Origin of the sequence: Holdemanella sp. DFI.5.55 (assembly GCF_020593575.1) — a bacterium.
Taxonomy (GTDB): Bacteria; Bacillota_I; Bacilli_A; order Erysipelotrichales; family Erysipelotrichaceae; genus Holdemanella; species Holdemanella hominis.
The window spans coordinates 37,973-55,089 of sequence record NZ_JAJDMK010000005.1 but is presented as its reverse complement, the minus strand read 5'-3'; the positions used below and the strand labels follow the sequence as shown (position 1 = coordinate 55,089).

The window sequence follows — 17,117 nt, the reverse complement described above, 5'->3', positions numbered from 1 at the left end:
AAGAAAGGTTTCGATAGAAGCCTGTTCCCAAGAATCTCGTCACTTCAGTGATGAGAGGTTCAATTGGTTGAAATAGGGAAGTGCAATATATATGAAAAGCAGAAATCTTTCAAATTTATGATTTCTGCTTCTTTTTCATATCTCTTTTCTTCTTAAAAAAATGTTTTAATAAATCTGAACATTCTGATTCAAGAATTCCTTTTCTATATTCAGGATGATGATTAAATTCAGACACTTCAAACAAATTTGTACATGTACCCACACAGCCACCTTTAGGATCTGAAGCTCCATATACAACTTCTTTAATTCTAGATTGTATAATCGCACCTGCACACATAGGACATGGTTCTAAAGTTACATATAATATGCAGTCCTCTAATCTCCATGTATTTAATTTCTTACATGCTTTTTGAATTGCCATAATTTCTGCGTGTGCAATGCTTTGTTGTAAAGTCTCACGCTTATTATATCCACGAGCAATAACTTTATCATCTTTCACAATGACACATCCAATTGGAACCTCATCATAGCTTTCTGCTTTTTTAGCCTGCTTGATAGCTTCCTTCATCCATTTCACATCATCCATACTCATATCCTCAAAAAATAAAAAACTACTACACATGATGGAGCTTACTTAAGGCTGCTTCGTTCCCGACCTGACCTGATTCATAAGACATCATTGTAGTAGCTAAGTTATTATATCAAATCCATTTTCAATTAGCAATAGAAAAAAGCTGTCAAAGACAGCTTTTAAGATTAACCAATTTTCTTTTTACCACCCATGTAAGGTTGTAATACTTCTGGAATCAAGATTGATCCATCAGCCTGTAAATTGTTTTCTAAGAATGCAATCAACATTCTTGGTGGAGCAACACAAGTGTTGTTTAATGTATGCGCAAAGTACTTTTCTCCATTTTCACCCTTAACACGAATCTTTAAACGACGTGCCTGAGCATCTGTTAAGTTAGAGCAACTTCCAACTTCGAAGTATTTCTTTTGACGTGGAGACCACGCTTCAACATCCACTGATTTACATTTTAAATCTGCCAAATCACCTGAACAGCATTCCAATGTACGTACTGGAATATCTAATGTTCTGAAGAATTCTACAGTATTCATATATAATTTTTTAAACCATTCCATACTTTCTTCTGGCTTACAAACAACGATCATTTCTTGTTTTTCAAATTGGTGAATACGATACACACCACGTTCTTCAATACCATGAGCACCTTTTTCTTTACGGAAACAAGGTGAGTATGAAGTATAAGTATATGGAAGATCTTTTTCTTCAAGAATTGTATCCTTGAATTTACCAATCATAGAGTGTTCACTTGTACCAATTAAATACAAATCTTCACCTTCGATTTTATACATCATACCTTCCATTTCTGCAAATGACATTACTCCATCAACTACTGAACTACGAATCATATATGGTGGAATTACATAAGTAAATCCTTTTTTATCAATCATGAAATCACGAGCGTAATTTAAGATTGCTGAATGTAGACGAGCAATATCTCCCATTAAATAGTAGAATCCATTTCCAGCTACACGACGTGCTGCATCCAAATCAATACCACTTAAACGTTCCATGATTTCAGTGTGATAAGGAATTTCAAAATCAGGAACAACAGGTTCTCCAAATTTTTCTAATTCAACGTTTTCACTATCATCTTTTCCAATAGGAACACTATCATCAATGATATTTGGAATCTGCATCATTTTTTCAGTAACAGACTCTCTTAATTTAATTTCTTTTTCTTCCAAAGCTGTTAACTCGTGAGCAATCTCAGCAATTTGTTGCTTAATTTCTTCAGCTTCTTCTTTTTTACCTTGGCCCATCAACTTACCAATTTCTTTAGAAATCTTTTTACGATTAGCACGTAAATCATCCGCATGTTGTTGTGTTTGGCGAAGCTCTTTATCCTCCATTAACACTTCATTTACTAAAGGCAATTTGTAGTCTTGGAACTTTTTCTTAATGTTCTCTTTGACAATGTCCGGATTTTCACGGACAAATTTCATATCTAACATGATATCCTCCTCTGCATAAAAAAAGAGACACTCGCACCCATAAAGGGACGATGTCTCGCGTTGCCACCCTTTTTACCATATATATACATATACGATCTCTTAACATGATAACGGTATGTACCGGATCAAACTACTAGTTTCATTCAATCACTCTAAGGTGCTATTCAATTATTCATATCAGTATTTTCACCATCCATACTGTCTCTATTTAATATATGGAATAATCTACTTATCCTTATCTTTGTTTTCAACACATTTATACCATTAATACAAAGCTAAAGTCAACCGCTTATTCTGTGAAATAGCCACATTAAATCGGATTTATCATATGATTCTACTTATCTACAAATCATATTTAATGTTACGACGATATAAAGTATCAAAATATAAGAAATCCATCTGTAATCCATTCCTATAAACAGTAAAACTAAATGAATAATAGTAAGCCTAGTAGAGAAAAGAAGGCAAAAATTCGTTTTGATGTTTCTGTATAATACAAATAATATAATCCAATTACAGATATCACAAAAACAGCTACAGTACATAAAGAACCTATAATATTTTCATGACCAGAAATATAAATACATGCAGCGACAAAGATCATATATACGAAAGAAATTATATCTACAGTTCTATCTTGTCTACAACTTTCCATTTTGTATACATCAAAATTGCAGATTATATTTGCGACTTATTCATTCCACTGATTATTTTTCACCGCAAACAGTGAGAATTTGCATATCTATTATATTTACATTTCTCACTCTTTTTTTGTCTACATTATATATTTGGATTATTTCTATCTGATTTATCATATGAAAAAGGAGTAAAATCATAATTTTACTCCTTGCATGCTTTATTCTTCTGTGTTTTCTTCTGATTCTGCTTCAGGCTCTTCATGATCTACCAATGTCATACGCGTTACTTTCGCATCTCCATTTAAGTTGATCAATCTTACACCTTGTGTATTTCTTCCGTAGATTCCTACATTCTCTAAAGCTACACGGATCATGATTCCATCACTCGCAACAATCATCGCATCTTCTTTACCAGTAACCGCACGCATACACATTAGCTTACCTGTCTTTTCTGTGATATTAATTGTGCTAACACCTTTTTTACCACGAGAAGTCAAACGATAATCTTCGAACTTACTACGCTTACCATATCCATTTTCAGAAACAACAAGAACTGTGTCTCCTTCACTTGATAGTGCAGCACCTACAACTTCACTGCCATCACAATTGAATCCTAATACACCACTTGCACTACGTCCCATGATACGAACTTGATCTTCATTGAATCGAACAGCTTTACCATTTGATCCAGAGATAATTACTTCATCTTGTCCTGTAGTTAATTTCACAAAACGCAATTCATCATCTGGTTTTAAACTAATCGCAATCTTACCATTACGATTGATATTTTCAAATTCAGATACAGATGTACGTTTCACAATGCCATTCTTTGTAACGAATAATAATGTTTCACTTTCATCATCCTTAGGAACAGCTACAAGAACATTAACTTTTTCACCTTTTTCCAAAGTCATTAAATTCACAATTGGAATACCTTTAGATGTTCTAGATCCACTTGGAACATTGTATCCTTTTAATCGATATACACGACCCTTATCTGTAAACAACAACAAGAAATCATGTGTCGACATCGAAATCATAGTATCGATAGAATCCTCTTCATTTAATGTCAATGATTTGATTCCACGACCACCGCGATTTTGAGCACGATATGTATCTACAAGCTGACGCTTAATATATCCAGACTCAGTTAATGTGATAATTACATCTTCCACTGGAATTAAGTCTTCATCTTCCATATCAACAGAAGCATCACTAATTTCAGTTCTTCTTTCATCACCATATTTCTGATCAATTTCAGTTAAATCATCACGAATGATTTGAAGAACACGATCATGATTTGCCAAGATATCCTTCAAATCTTCAATTGTCAATAATAATTGTTGATATTCATTTTCAATCTTATCTCGTTCCAATCCAGATAATCTTCTTAACTGCATTGCCAAGATAGCTTTAGCTTGAATCATACTCAATCCAAACGCATCACATAAATCTTGAGATAAACCGGCCTCATCTTTTTTAGAACTACGAATCATATGAATAACTTCATCGATATGATCCATCGCAATTCGTAAACCTTCTAAGATATGTGCACGATCCTGTGCCTTCTTTAACTCAAACTGTGTTTTTCTTACAACTACATCAACCTGATGATCAATATAATCATGAATAATATCTTTTAAAGGCAATTGTTTAGGACGACCATTTTCAAGTGCCAACATATTGATACCAAATGAAGTTTGAAGTGGTGTTAATCTAAACAACTGATTTAAAATTACTTCTTCCTGCGCATCCTTCTTTAGCTCCATTACAATACGAATACCTTCACGGTTACTTTCATCGTTTAAATAAGTAACACCTTGAATTGCTTTATCACGAATTAAAGAAGCCATTTTAGTAATTAAGTTTGCCTTATTGACCTGATAAGGAATTTCATAGAAAATAATCTGTTTCTTTCCGTTTGATAATTCTTCAACACGATACTTAGAACGAATCATAATGGATCCACGTCCTGTTTCAAATGCTTGACGAATACCTTTACGACCCAAAATGATTCCTCCAGTAGGGAAGTCTGGTCCTTTAATTACTTCCATTAATTGAGGAACTGTAATATCCGGATCATCCATTACCGCAAAAATGGCTTGAATTGTTTCTGATAAATTATGAGGTGGAATATTTGTTGCCATACCAACCGCAATACCCACAGCACCATTGATCAACAAGTTTGGAATACGACTAGGCAGCACAACCGGTTCGCTTTCTTCTCCATCATAGTTTGGAATAAAATCAACCGTATCCTTTTGAATATCACGCAGCATCTCCATAGAGATTTTTGACATACGAGCTTCCGTATAACGCATTGCCGCAGCTCCATCTCCATCTAGAGAACCAAAGTTTCCATGACCATCCACTAATGGATATCGATAAGAGAAATCCTGGGCCATACGAACCATCGCATCATATACAGCTGTATCCCCATGAGGGTGATACTTACCAATAACTTCACCAACAATACGTGCACTCTTTTTATGTGCAACACCTGAAGTAATTCCCAATTGATTCATCGCATGCAAAATACGACGATGAACTGGTTTCATACCATCACGAACATCTGGTAATGCACGTGAAACAATAACAGACATTGAATAATCTAGAAAGGCTGTACGCATTTCTTTGGATATTTCAACATCTTCTACATAGTCATATCGCTTATTTTCTTCTTCCATAAGGACCTCCTACTAGTAATCCAAATTAGCGTATACAGCATTTTCCTGAATATATTCACGCCGAGGCTCTACATCCTCACCCATCAACATATCAAATACACTGTCCGCTTCCATCGCATCATCAATTGTGACACGTTTCAATACTCTATGATGTGGATCCATTGTTGTTTCCCACAACTGTTCTGCATCCATTTCCCCTAAACCTTTATAACGCTGAACTTTGTACCCATCTTTAAATTCTTCGCGCAACTGATCCATTTCCTGTTCCTTATACGCATAGGCAATCTTTTTTCCTTTTTGCACCTTATATAAAGGAGGTTGTGCAATATAAACATATCCACCTTCAATAACAGGTTTCATAAAACGATATAAGAAAGTCAACATCAATGTACAAATATGACTACCATCGACATCGGCATCGGTCATAATAACAATTTTGTGATAACGTAATTTCGTTACATCTACATCTTCTTGAATTCCACATCCAAAAGCAGTAATCATACTACGAATTTCCTGGTTTTCAAAAATACGATGCGTTCTAGCTTTTTCAACATTTAAAATCTTACCACGCAAAGGTAAAATAGCTTGTGTTTTCGCGTCACGACCTTGTTTCGCGCTGCCCCCGGCAGAATCACCTTCGACTATATAAATTTCACATTCACTAGCATCTTTACTTGAACAATCCGTTAATTTACCTGGTAATGAACTAATTCCATCCAATGCAGATTTACGACGTGTTAATTCACGAGCTTTTTTTGCTGCAATTCTTGCCTTGCTGGCAATTTCTGCCTTTTCTACAATAGCCTTGGCAATATCTGGATTTTCTAAGAAGAAACGATTGATCTGTTCACCCGCAATATTTGAAACAATCTTACGAACTTCACTATTTCCTAATTTTGTCTTTGTCTGTCCTTCATACTGAGGATCCGGGTGCTTAACAGAAATAATCGCAACCAATCCCTCTTTAACGTCATCCTGAGATAAACTCTCATCCTTTTTGATCATATTATTATTTTTCGCATAGGCATTAATACAACGAGTCAAAGCCATTCTGAAACCATCTTCGTGATATCCACCTTCATGCGTATGAATATTATTGCAGAAAGAATAAATACTAGATTGATAGCCATCGTTATATTGCAAAGCAACTTCTGCAAGAATACCATCCTGCAATCCCTCTACATAAATGACTTTGTCACTGATTGTACTCTTATTCTTATTTAAGAATTGTACATACTCAATAATTCCACCCTCATATTTATAGTCATTACTTGGACCATCTGATGTTCTTTTATCAGTTAAAGTTAAACGTATATCCTTATTTAAAAAGGCAAGCTGACGCAGACGAGAATTCAACGTTTCATAATCATAAACTGTTGTATCCTTAAAAATCGTTGGATCTGCTTTAAAACGAACTAAAGTACCTGTTTCTTCTGTTGTACCAATAATTTTTAAAGGCTCCACCGCATGTCCACCATTTTCAAAACGAATAAAATAAATTTTACCATCCTGATAAACAGTAACCTCTAACCATTCACTCAACGCATTAACGACACTGGCACCAACACCATGCAAACCTCCGGAAACCTTATAAGCACCTCCACCAAATTTTCCACCTGCATGTAATACCGTCATAATTGTTTCTACTGCGCTAATCCCTGTCTTTTCATGAATTCCAACTGGCATACCACGACCATTATCACGTACCGCAATAATATCCTCTGGCTCAATTGTCACATCAATTCGATTCGCAAAACCAGCCAAGGCCTCATCAATACCATTATCTACAATTTCCCAAACTAGATGGTGAAGTCCACGTACAGAAGTGGAACCAATATACATACCTGGTCTCAAACGAACCGCTTCTAACCCTTCTAACACCTGAATATCATCCGCTGTATACGAATGTTCTACTTGTGTAGCTTGTGTTTCTAATTCTTCAAATTCAAGAATCTCTTTTTGTAATTCATCCTGACTCATTTGTAGACCTCCTTGATTCTCCCTTGTTCTATATCATAGAATCGAACTTCACGATTCCAATGCATATTCAATCGTTCTGTTGTTGTTATAAAAATCTGCATATCATTAGGAAGCTTTTCAATTAATTGTCGCTTTCTAAGATTATCCAGTTCACTAAATACGTCATCCAATAATAAAATTGGATATTGCCCACTCTTTTCATAAATAATTTGGGCTAAACCCAATTTAAGTGCCAATACAAAACTTCTTTTCTGCCCCTGACTAGCCACTTCACATACAGGTTTTCCATTCAATTCAAATAAAATATCATCCCTATGAATTCCAATCAAAGTCTGATGATATTTTTTTTCTTTTTCAAAAACCTTGGCATAAGCTTCCTTCATATCTCCATCCAAATCAATAAACGTTATATACTTAGCATCTATATATTCTTTTTCATTTGAAAAGAATGGATATAGCTCACGCGCTTTTATCATCAAAGAATTCAAAAATTCATTTCTTTGTTTCATAATGATTTTTTGAACATCTATCATCTGATCCAAATAAATTTGAACTAAACACTCATCCACTTTACTCTGTTTCAAAGCTTGATTTCTCTGCTTTAAAATTTTTTGATACGAAGATAACGTAACCGTATACGTTTTTGACAATTTCATTAACTCCATATCAATAAATCGTCTTCGATTTTTTGGAGATGAAGTAAATAAAGATAAATCGTCTGGACAAAATAAGATCGCATTTTCAATTCCAATAAAATCCGAATACTTCTTAACTGGATTTTGAAAACGAAACAAATGCTTTTTTTGATGATCCACAATCACTTTCAATTCTTCTTTTCTGTGATTAGACTCCACCGCTGCCTGAACACAAAATTCATTGCACCCATGCATGATCATACTGTCCAATTGATTTGTTCGAAACGAACGCAAATGACTTAAAAAATAAATAGCTTCAATTAAGTTCGTTTTTCCCTGTGCGTTTTTTCCATATAAAAAATGAATGCATTTTGGTGTAAAAGAAAAAGACATGGTTTCATAATTACGGAAATGAAAACATGTCAGTTTTTCAACATTCATTTCACTTCAATCCTTATTCCATTAGTTTCTACAATATCTCCATGGTAGATCTTTTTTCCACGACGATTTTCATTAACGCCGTTGACTAATACTTCCATGTTTGCTAAATATTCCTTGGCCTGTCCACCACTATAGACAACATCGCAAGCTTTCAGCAATTGTGCTAATGTAATATACTCATCTTTAAGTTCAAATTCCATGAAAATACCTCTTTTCGCACTATAATTATATCATAAAACGACATAAATAGCTATGCGTACAGAGATACCGATATAAAAAGAAACCGTTTAAAACGAGTTTAAACGGCATTTTCTTTAATCATAACTACGAATTGGCACTAAAATCATTAAGACTGAAGCATCTTCCGGATTTGATACCTTGATAGGCTTCATAAATCCAGAAAATTCAATTAATACTTTTTCGCATCCCAATGCCTTGATCGCATCCAACATATATGTACCATTACATGTCAATGAAATATCTTCTCCTTCATATTCACACTTAGTCAATACTTCATCAGAGTTTCCAATTTCACTTGAATACGTCTTAACATGAGTTTCTGCAGTTGAACATTCCAATTTTATTAAATGTACTTTATCATTACGAATGAAGTTAGTACGATCAATTGTACCTGCAATTTCATATGAATCCACCAACATCTTAGATACACAACTTGTAGGAATAATTCTTTGTACATCTGGGAAAGTTCCATCAATCAAACGAGTTTGGATAATTGTTTTATCAAATACAAACTGTGCTTTTTTAGAATCTGCATAAATATCGATTGTATCATCATCCGAAACAGAACGAACAACCTCAGTTAAAGATTTACTAGGAATTGTGATATTAAAATCTTGACTTGAATTCAATTCAATTGTTTTTCTAGCTAAACGATATGAGTCTGTTCCAGAACAATACAACATATTACCTTGTGAATTGAAGTTTACCCCTGTTAATACTGGACGTTGATCTTTATCGCTGCACGCAAATGCAGTTTGAGAAACAATAGATTTTAAACCTGTTGCCTTCAATACAAAATGATGATTAGGTTGTGTAAAATCAATATCAGGATATTCATTAGAACGAATACCATTTAAATTAAATTGACCATTATCACTAGAAATACGAACTAAAGAGTAGTCAATTACTTCAATTTCAATATTTTTACAATCCAACTTACGAACAATTTCTAACAAATACTTAGAATCAATAATAATAGATCCTTCTTCTTCAATATCTAAATTATTCAATTCACCAGGAACAATTACAGTACGAATGGATATATTTGAATCACTACCAGTTAAAATCATTGAACCATCTTTTAAATCAATACAAATACCTGATAGTGCAGGCAATGGAGAAAAGACACTAATAGCTCTAGAAACAATAGATAGCTTGTCATAAAAATATTTTCGATCAATAGAAAAATGCATAAAATCCTCCTTTTATTAATATATTTATATATAAATTATAATATAAGGGACTGTATAAGTGTGTAAAAATTGCACAGACCCTTTAAAATACCTACTCTATGCTAATTTTTAGGGTGTGGATTCCATGAGGAATACAGTGTATAAATTAAGAATCCAAAGTGCTACGAATTTTTTCAACAGCTGTTTTAAAAGCTTCATCTTTTTGAATCAATTTTTTAGCACGCTCATACGAACTAGAGATTGTAGTATGGTCTCTACCACCTAATTCTTGGCCGATAGATACATAAGATTTATGAAGCAAGTCTCTGGATAAATAAACACAAATATGACGTGCATTTGCGATAAATTTTTGACGACATTTTCCCTCTAAATCTTTATAAGAAAGGCCATAGAAGCGAGTAACAGCTTTTTTAATCTTTTTGATTGTCAATTCATCCGATTGCGATACAATAGGCTCTTTAATAAGCACTTTACGCGCAAAATCCATGTCAATTACATCTGGATTGAATAAAGTTGCATTAAAAATTAAGCGATTTAAAGTACCTTCTAGATTTCTGACGTCATTTGAATATTTACCAGCCAAATAATCAATAACATCTTCACTCATGTTCACACTTTCTTCACGTCCCTCGATTTTTTTCTTTAAAATTGCTTTACTTGTTTCAAATTCCGGTTTAGAAATACTGATTGTAAGCCCAGAAACAAAGCGTGAAATTAAACGAGACTGTAATCCACTAATTTCACTAGGATGCATATCACTTGTGATAATAATCTGTGTGTTCTTTTGAATCAACTGATTATAGACAGTGAAGAAGATTTCCTGACTGCTAGAATGTTGCTGCAAATTTTGAATATCATCAATCAAAAAATAATCACAATCTAAAAGTTGTTCTTTTACTCTTTCTACAGTATTGCCATGAACATTTTTGGTTTTCATAGCTTCAATCAATAAAGAAACTAAATCACCACTATACATGTAGATGACTTTACATTCAGGATGTTCCTTAGCTAGATAATTTCCCATCGCATGTAGTAAATGGGTTTTACCTAAGCCAGAATTACCATATAACATAAGTGGATTAAAAAGATGTGAAGTCGTTTGTGTACAACAAGCTAAACATGCGGCATAAGCCTCCGCATTAGAATTACCTTCGACAAAATTTTCAAATGTATAAGAAGGATTGAATTTATTTTCTAATAAAACATTCGTTCTTTGTTTGACAACCTCTTCAGGCATCATTTTTTCCATTTCTCTTTGGTGAATAAACTGAATTGTTAATGTATCGCCCCATACCTCACTTAAAGTGGATTCAAACAGTTCTTTTTCTTTCTGTTTCTTTAAAATACTAAAAGTGATTGTAGAACGATAGGCTACATAAGCTATATTATCCTCTATTTTAAATAGAGTTGTTTTTGAAATCCATGAATTGAATGTATGACTATCAAAATAGTTGGATTCTTGTATCTTTTGTAAAGTTTCATTCCATATCGATGTATAAGACATGGTAGACATAGTAAAACCTCCTTGCAGTATTACTATTATACACGATTTTTACACTTATCCCCATTTATTCTTTTGGGATAAATCTTTTCCCAATGTGGACTTATGTGCAAAAAAAATGAACAAAATCGGGATAACTCACTTTATATTCATATTAAATACATAGCGAATTATTGATAAACAAAGGCTCTCAATGACTTTTCCCAAGTTATACAGAGCATGGATTTAGAATGTCTTTATCCACTGTATAACTTATGATTTTATATACATTTTATATGTATATTTTGAATTAAAATAAAATAGAATGCAGATCCATATATATAATATGTGGATAATATATAGACCATTTTGTGTAAAACTAATAAAATGTTATAATGAAGTGTAGGAATATAAAGGGGTATAAAAGTATATGTATATTTTTAAATCGAATATAAATCAAAAAGAATACGATCACTTTGTAGAAAATCATCCTAGTTGTAGTTTGCTTCAAAGCTACAAATGGTCAAATATAAAAAATAATTGGAACTCCATTTATACAGGGGTTTATGAAAAGGATACATTAGTAGCCGCCGGGTTGGTATTGATTCGTCCATTACCACTTTCTTTTTCTATGTTTTATTTGCCTAGAGGACCAATTTTAGATTATAAAAATAAAGAGTTATTGAATTTTTACTTTACAGAATTAAAGAAAATTGCCAAAAAAGAACATTGTTTATTTATTAAATTTGATCCAAGTATTTTAATTTCAAGCTTCCACTTAGACGAAGAAAGAAAAGAATTTAATTATAAGGAAGAGTTTGAAAATATTAAATCATGTAAAGCCATTCATTATGGATTCAATAAAGATTTTGATACAACCATTCAACCAAGATACAATATGGTAGAGTATGCGGATGATTTTGGAATGGACAATTTATCTAAAAAAGGGAAAAAGAACATTAAAATTGCTCAGAAACAAAATTTAGATATTCAATTTGGACACAAAGAATTATTGGAAGACTTTGATAAAGTCATGAAATGTACAGAGGAAAGAAAAGGAATTTCTTTACGAACAAAAGAGTATTATGAATTACTTCTAGATACATATGCAGATGATGCATTTATCACTTTAGCCTATTTCCATATCCACGATATGTTAAAAGAGACAAAAGAAAGATATGAACAGTGTTTACTAGATTTAGAGAGTTGTCCAGAGAACGCAAAGAAGAAACGTTTTACCTTGGAAGAATTAAAAGACTCATTAGAGAAGAAAATCAGTAAATATGAAGAAGATGTGAAAACATATGGTGAAACAGTCTGTGTTTGTGGAACACTAACCGTAAAATATGGACATACATCAGAAATTTTATATGCAGGAATGAATGAAGATTTTAAACGTTTGATGGGCCCCTATTTAACTTGGTATAAAACAATGGAAAAATGTTTTGAACTTGGATGTAAAACAAGTAATATGGGTGGAATTGAAGGAACTCTTAAGGGAGGACTTGTTGATTTTAAAGAAATATATCATCCTAGAATCAATGAATACATTGGTGAATTTGATATTCCGGTTAATTCAATATTGTATAATGTTGCATTTAAATTTTATAAGAAGATTAAGGAAAGAAACGCAAAACACAAATAATTTAAGCATGATCTAAGTACGACCATCTATTATATCCAAGTAAGGATGGAATTTGACATGTCGTATTTATTTTTTAAAGAGATAAACCGTGAAGAATTTGATGAATTTGTAGAAAAGCATGAATATTGTAATTAACCACAAAGCTATAACTGAGCAAAAGTAAAAAGTAATTGGGATCATATGTATACAGGTGTGTATAAAGACAATGTATTAGTCGCAACAGGTTTAATATTGATAAAAAGATTGCCATTATCATTTTGTATGTACTATTTACCCAGAGGTCCTATGATGGATTATAAGGATAACGTGCTTGTTCAATATTATTTTGATCAATAAAAAAAGGTCGCAAAAAAAAGATCATTGTATCTTTATTAAATTTGATCCAGCTATTCATGTTAATGATTATGATTCAAAATCATATAATACAAATCGATATGAATATACAGATACATATTTAAAAATATTCAAAAGCTGTAAAGCTATACATCATGGCTATACAATGAGTATTGCGGATACAGTACAGGCTAGATTTCAATCGAACGTATATTCATATGAAAATATAGAGAAAACATTGCCAAAACATACGAAACGTTTAATTAAGGATTCATAGCGTAGAAATGTTCAAATTATTCATGGACAAGGTGAATTGCTAGATGAATTCAGCCGACTTGTAGAATTGACGGAATCAAGAAAAGGCGTTGCGTTAAGAGATAAAGAATATTTCAAGACATTATTAGAAAATTGTCCTGAAGGAAGCGTCATCTTTTTAGCGACTTGTAACGTATATCAATTAGATAAAGAGGCAAAGGAAAAGAAGGTACAGCTTGAAAAAGAAATGCTGCAACATCTGAAAATGCTAAAAAGAAATTGCATCGTTTAGAAGATTAATTGCAAAGTGTAAATAAAGATATTAATGAATATAAGAAATTGTTTGATGAATTTGGTCAAGAAGATAAAGAGATTGCGATTGCAGGAATACTTAGTATTCAATATGGAAATACTTGTGAAATGTTGTATGCAGGAATGGACGAAAGATTCAAAAAATTTATGCCTCAATATAAAGAATATGTTGAAAACTTTAACTGGGCATTTGATAGAGGATGTTTATGGAGTAATATGGGTGGTGTAGAAGGATCTTTAGATGATGGATTGACAAAATTTAAAGATAACTTTAATCCAACTATAAATGAAATGATAGGAGAATTTGATATACCGGTTTATCCATTTATGTAGCGTTTAACTCAAAAAGCGTATGAAATACTTAAAAGTAAGCATAAGTAATAATTATTTTATTGACAATCATTTTAATTTATGTTTATAATGTTTGAGCAATCTTATTTGAAAATTTAGAAGAAGAAGACTGAGGGGTGTAATCAAGATGAAAAGAACATATCAGCCAAGTAAGAGAAAACACCAAAAAGTTCATGGCTTCCGTGCTCGTATGGCAACTGTTGGTGGACGTAACGTTCTTTCTAGAAGAAGAGCGAAAGGCAGAAAGGTTTTATCCGCATAGAAATCACCTGCTAGGTGATTTTTTTGTCTGGATAGGGAAATAACATGAAAAAAGAATTTCGTGTATTAAAAAACTATGAGTTTTCTTCCATCATCCAGAATCGACAATTTGTTAAGTCGTCGTCTTTTGTTTGTTATTTTCAAAAACGTAAACTAGACCATGCAAGAGTCGGAATCAGTGTTGGCAAAAAATTAGGAAATGCGGTCTGTCGAAATAAAGTGAAAAGACAGCTTCGTAGTATAGTAGATGATATTTTTACATTTGAAGAGGGATATGATCTTATTATTATAGTCCGACCTGCCTACGCAAATAAATTGTTTGAAGAAAATAAAAATGAAATGAAAGAAAATCAAAATCGGATAAATAAAAGATTTTTGAAGAAGTAGAGGAATAAAAAATGAAACAATTTTTGCAGAAAAAAGCAAAATTGGTCTTTCTATGTATGTTGGTATTATTAACATGTACGGCTTGTGCAAATCCAAGAGGTAGAGATGGAAAAACATTAGCAGACCAAATTATTGCAAGTGAAGAAACAACAATTGATGCAAGTCAAATCAATTACAAAGACATTTCTGATAAAGAATTAAAGAAAGAAATTAAAAAGAATATTAAAGATGGACAATATACAATTCAACCAACAACTTTTAAAGAATCTATGTCAAAAGGATGGTTCGAAGGTTTAATTGTTTGGCCAATTGCACAAATTATCAACTTAATTTCAGCAAAAACAGATGCCGGTGTAGGTATTATTTTAACAACATTGTTAATTCAGGTGCTTGTATTTTTATTTACACGTAAATCACAAATGTCTACACAAAGAATGCAGGAAATTCAACCTGAAATTCAAAAGATTCAAAATAAATATAAAGATAAAACAGATGAGCGTTCTAAAATGCAGATGGCTCAAGAAATGCAGAATATTTATCAAAAATACGATATTCACCCATTTGGTTCAATGTTAATTACTTTCATCCAGCTGCCAATCATGATGGGTATGTATTATGCAACAATGCGTTCAGTAAGTGTTGTTAGCGGAAGCTTTATGGGTATTTCTTTAGCAGGTACTCCACTTGATGGATTTAAAGCACTCGATATCGCATATATCTCAATTTATGTGTTGATGGTTATCTTCTATATTGTATCAATGAAATTACCTCAATGGTTAAAGAAATGGCAAGATAAGAAAGATAACGTTAAAGTTAAAAAATATGCACAGGAAGAAACAAATCCTATGGCTAACAGCATGAACATGTCAATGTATTTCATGACAGCAATGATTTGTATTATGTATATTTCATGGCCAATGGCGATGTCATTCTATTGGTTAGTATCAAGTGTAATTCGTGTATGTCAATCATTGATCCTACACAAAGTTATGAACAAAAAGTAGGTATAACATATGGAATTCGCTAAATTTACTGGAAAAACTTTAGATGAAGCTTTAGTAGCTGCTTGCAATGCTAAAGGATGTACAAAAGAAGAACTTCATTATGAAGTTACAGAAGAAAAAAGTGGTTTTTTAGGAATCGGAAAAACAATTGAAATTGAAGCATATTGCCCAAAAGATATTGAAGATTTCATTAAGTCATATATTCAAACATATTTTGACAATGCAGAATTAGATGGAACTGTTGAAATTGAAAATGATCATGGTTTTTATCGTATTACTGTAAACACAAAAAACAATGCGATTATGATTGGTAAAGCGGGTAAGTCTTTACAAGCATTCAATCGTTTAGTTAAAGCTGCAGTAAGTGCAGCATTCAAAAAGCGTATCGGACTTTTAATCGATGTGAATGGTTATAAGGAAGAAAGATACGAAAAAATCTGTAAAATGGCAGTTCGCGTCGCAAAAGATGTACGTCGTACAAAAGTAGATGCAGTATTAGATCCAATGCCAGCCGATGAAAGAAAGGCAATTCACAATGCTTTAGCAGGAATGAACGATATTTCTACTAAGAGTGAAGGTGAAGGCGAAGGACGTCGTTTACACATTTTGTATACACCAGGAAAAGATGAAGAATAACGGGATAATCCCGTTATTTTTTTGAAGGAGGGCTTCATGAAAATTATTATTGGATTAGGGAATATTGGTAGAGAATATGAAAATACGCGTCATAATGCAGGCTTTATGGCGATTGATAAATTGGCACAAATGCTAGAAATGGATTTTAATCAGGAAAAGTTTTCGGCTTATTTTGCGAAAAAGAAAATTGATGGAGAAGACATAATTTTATTAAAACCAACCACATATATGAATAATAGTGGTATCGCATTAAGACAATGCATGGATTTCTATAAAGTGCCTTCTGAAGATATCCTTGTATTATATGATGATATGGATATGCCTGTTGGAAAACTTCGTTTGCGTCAAAAAGGTAGTGCTGGTGGTCATAACGGAATCAAGAGTATTATTTCTCATATTGGCACACAGGAATTTGATCGTATTCGCATAGGAATTGGTAAAGATAAATTAATTCCAGTTGTAGACTGGGTACTGGGTAAATTCCCTCAAGAACAACAAGAGGATTTAAATCATGCTTTAGAACAAGCCGCGAAAGCAGCTAAATTTTCAATAAAACACTCTTTTAGTGACACAATGAATAGGTATAATAAGAAGTAGAA

17 protein-coding genes, 1 other RNA gene, 1 pseudogene and 1 other annotated feature are annotated in these 17,117 nt (G+C 32.7%); of the genes and pseudogenes, 9 read left to right on the top strand and 10 right to left on the bottom strand.

Annotation, left to right across the window (positions count from 1 at the left end; all coding sequences use genetic code 11):
- Positions 1–115: 115 nt before the first annotated feature.
- The 10 genes from tadA to dnaA form a co-directional block, all read right to left on the bottom strand.
- On the bottom strand, positions 116–592 hold the full coding sequence (gene tadA, locus LJE08_RS02475) for a tRNA adenosine(34) deaminase TadA (RefSeq protein WP_199519615.1): 477 nt from the start codon (positions 590–592) through the stop codon (positions 116–118).
- An 11-nt stretch (positions 593–603) separates the two neighbouring features.
- An RNA gene (gene ffs / locus LJE08_RS02470) (signal recognition particle sRNA small type) lies at positions 604–693 on the bottom strand.
- Between the two features lie 63 nt (positions 694–756).
- A complete protein-coding gene (gene serS, locus LJE08_RS02465; protein WP_117925499.1) occupies positions 757–2,040 on the bottom strand; it encodes a serine--tRNA ligase in 1,284 nt (427 codons plus the stop codon).
- 40 nt (positions 2,041–2,080) lie between these two features.
- Positions 2,081–2,291: a binding site (T-box leader), on the bottom strand.
- A gap of 176 nt (positions 2,292–2,467) precedes the next feature.
- Positions 2,468–2,695: a hypothetical protein gene (locus tag LJE08_RS02460; protein ID WP_227402329.1), complete on the bottom strand. Its 228-nt coding sequence runs from the start codon at positions 2,693–2,695 to the stop codon at positions 2,468–2,470.
- Positions 2,696–2,896: 201 nt separating this feature from the next.
- A complete protein-coding gene (gene gyrA, locus LJE08_RS02455; RefSeq protein WP_186998581.1) occupies positions 2,897–5,365 on the bottom strand; it encodes a DNA gyrase subunit A in 2,469 nt (822 codons plus the stop codon).
- 12 nt (positions 5,366–5,377) lie between these two features.
- Positions 5,378–7,345, bottom strand: coding sequence for a DNA topoisomerase (ATP-hydrolyzing) subunit B (gyrB, locus tag LJE08_RS02450; RefSeq protein WP_186998582.1), 1,968 nt, complete (start codon positions 7,343–7,345; stop codon positions 5,378–5,380).
- Positions 7,342–8,421: a DNA replication/repair protein RecF gene (gene recF, locus LJE08_RS02445; RefSeq protein WP_186998583.1), complete on the bottom strand. Its 1,080-nt coding sequence runs from the start codon at positions 8,419–8,421 to the stop codon at positions 7,342–7,344. Before recF ends, gyrB begins: the two co-directional genes overlap by 4 nt.
- On the bottom strand, positions 8,418–8,621 hold the full coding sequence (gene yaaA / locus LJE08_RS02440) for a S4 domain-containing protein YaaA (RefSeq protein ID WP_117573367.1): 204 nt from the start codon (positions 8,619–8,621) through the stop codon (positions 8,418–8,420). The genes recF and yaaA overlap by 4 nt, the downstream gene beginning before the upstream one ends.
- Before the next feature lie 114 nt (positions 8,622–8,735).
- On the bottom strand, positions 8,736–9,854 hold the full coding sequence (gene dnaN, locus LJE08_RS02435) for a DNA polymerase III subunit beta (protein ID WP_186998584.1): 1,119 nt from the start codon (positions 9,852–9,854) through the stop codon (positions 8,736–8,738).
- A gap of 145 nt (positions 9,855–9,999) precedes the next feature.
- Entirely contained in the window at positions 10,000–11,367 is a 1,368-nt protein-coding gene (dnaA, locus tag LJE08_RS02430) for a chromosomal replication initiator protein DnaA (protein WP_199593193.1), read from the bottom strand.
- Positions 11,368–11,764: 397 nt separating this feature from the next.
- Between dnaA and LJE08_RS02425 the strand changes: the two genes are divergently transcribed.
- The 9 genes and pseudogenes from LJE08_RS02425 (at position 11,765) to pth (ending at position 17,115) form a co-directional block, all read left to right on the top strand.
- Positions 11,765–12,979, top strand: a complete 1,215-nt coding sequence (locus tag LJE08_RS02425; RefSeq protein WP_186998585.1) for a peptidoglycan bridge formation glycyltransferase FemA/FemB family protein — start codon at positions 11,765–11,767, stop codon at positions 12,977–12,979.
- 180 nt (positions 12,980–13,159) lie between these two features.
- Positions 13,160–13,315, top strand: coding sequence for a peptidoglycan bridge formation glycyltransferase FemA/FemB family protein (locus LJE08_RS15240; protein WP_117925487.1), 156 nt, complete (start codon positions 13,160–13,162; stop codon positions 13,313–13,315).
- Positions 13,290–13,859, top strand: a pseudogene (locus LJE08_RS14985) (peptidoglycan bridge formation glycyltransferase FemA/FemB family protein). Before LJE08_RS15240 ends, LJE08_RS14985 begins: the two are co-directional and overlap by 26 nt.
- A gap of 8 nt (positions 13,860–13,867) precedes the next feature.
- A complete protein-coding gene (locus tag LJE08_RS14980; RefSeq protein WP_186998588.1) occupies positions 13,868–14,212 on the top strand; it encodes a peptidoglycan bridge formation glycyltransferase FemA/FemB family protein in 345 nt (114 codons plus the stop codon).
- Positions 14,213–14,357: 145 nt separating this feature from the next.
- On the top strand, positions 14,358–14,492 hold the full coding sequence (rpmH, locus tag LJE08_RS02415) for a 50S ribosomal protein L34 (RefSeq protein WP_003865695.1): 135 nt from the start codon (positions 14,358–14,360) through the stop codon (positions 14,490–14,492).
- Between the two features lie 44 nt (positions 14,493–14,536).
- Positions 14,537–14,878, top strand: coding sequence for a ribonuclease P protein component (gene rnpA, locus LJE08_RS02410; protein ID WP_117924461.1), 342 nt, complete (start codon positions 14,537–14,539; stop codon positions 14,876–14,878).
- A gap of 11 nt (positions 14,879–14,889) precedes the next feature.
- Entirely contained in the window at positions 14,890–15,882 is a 993-nt protein-coding gene (locus LJE08_RS02405) for a YidC/Oxa1 family membrane protein insertase (protein WP_117924463.1), read from the top strand.
- 9 nt (positions 15,883–15,891) lie between these two features.
- Complete coding sequence (locus LJE08_RS02400) at positions 15,892–16,518, top strand: R3H domain-containing nucleic acid-binding protein (RefSeq protein WP_227402328.1); 627 nt, start codon at positions 15,892–15,894, stop codon at positions 16,516–16,518.
- 36 nt (positions 16,519–16,554) lie between these two features.
- The gene (gene pth / locus LJE08_RS02395) at positions 16,555–17,115 is read left to right on the top strand and encodes an aminoacyl-tRNA hydrolase (RefSeq protein WP_154555293.1); all 561 of its coding nucleotides are present in this window, start codon (positions 16,555–16,557) and stop codon (positions 17,113–17,115) included.
- Positions 17,116–17,117 lie beyond the last annotated feature (2 nt).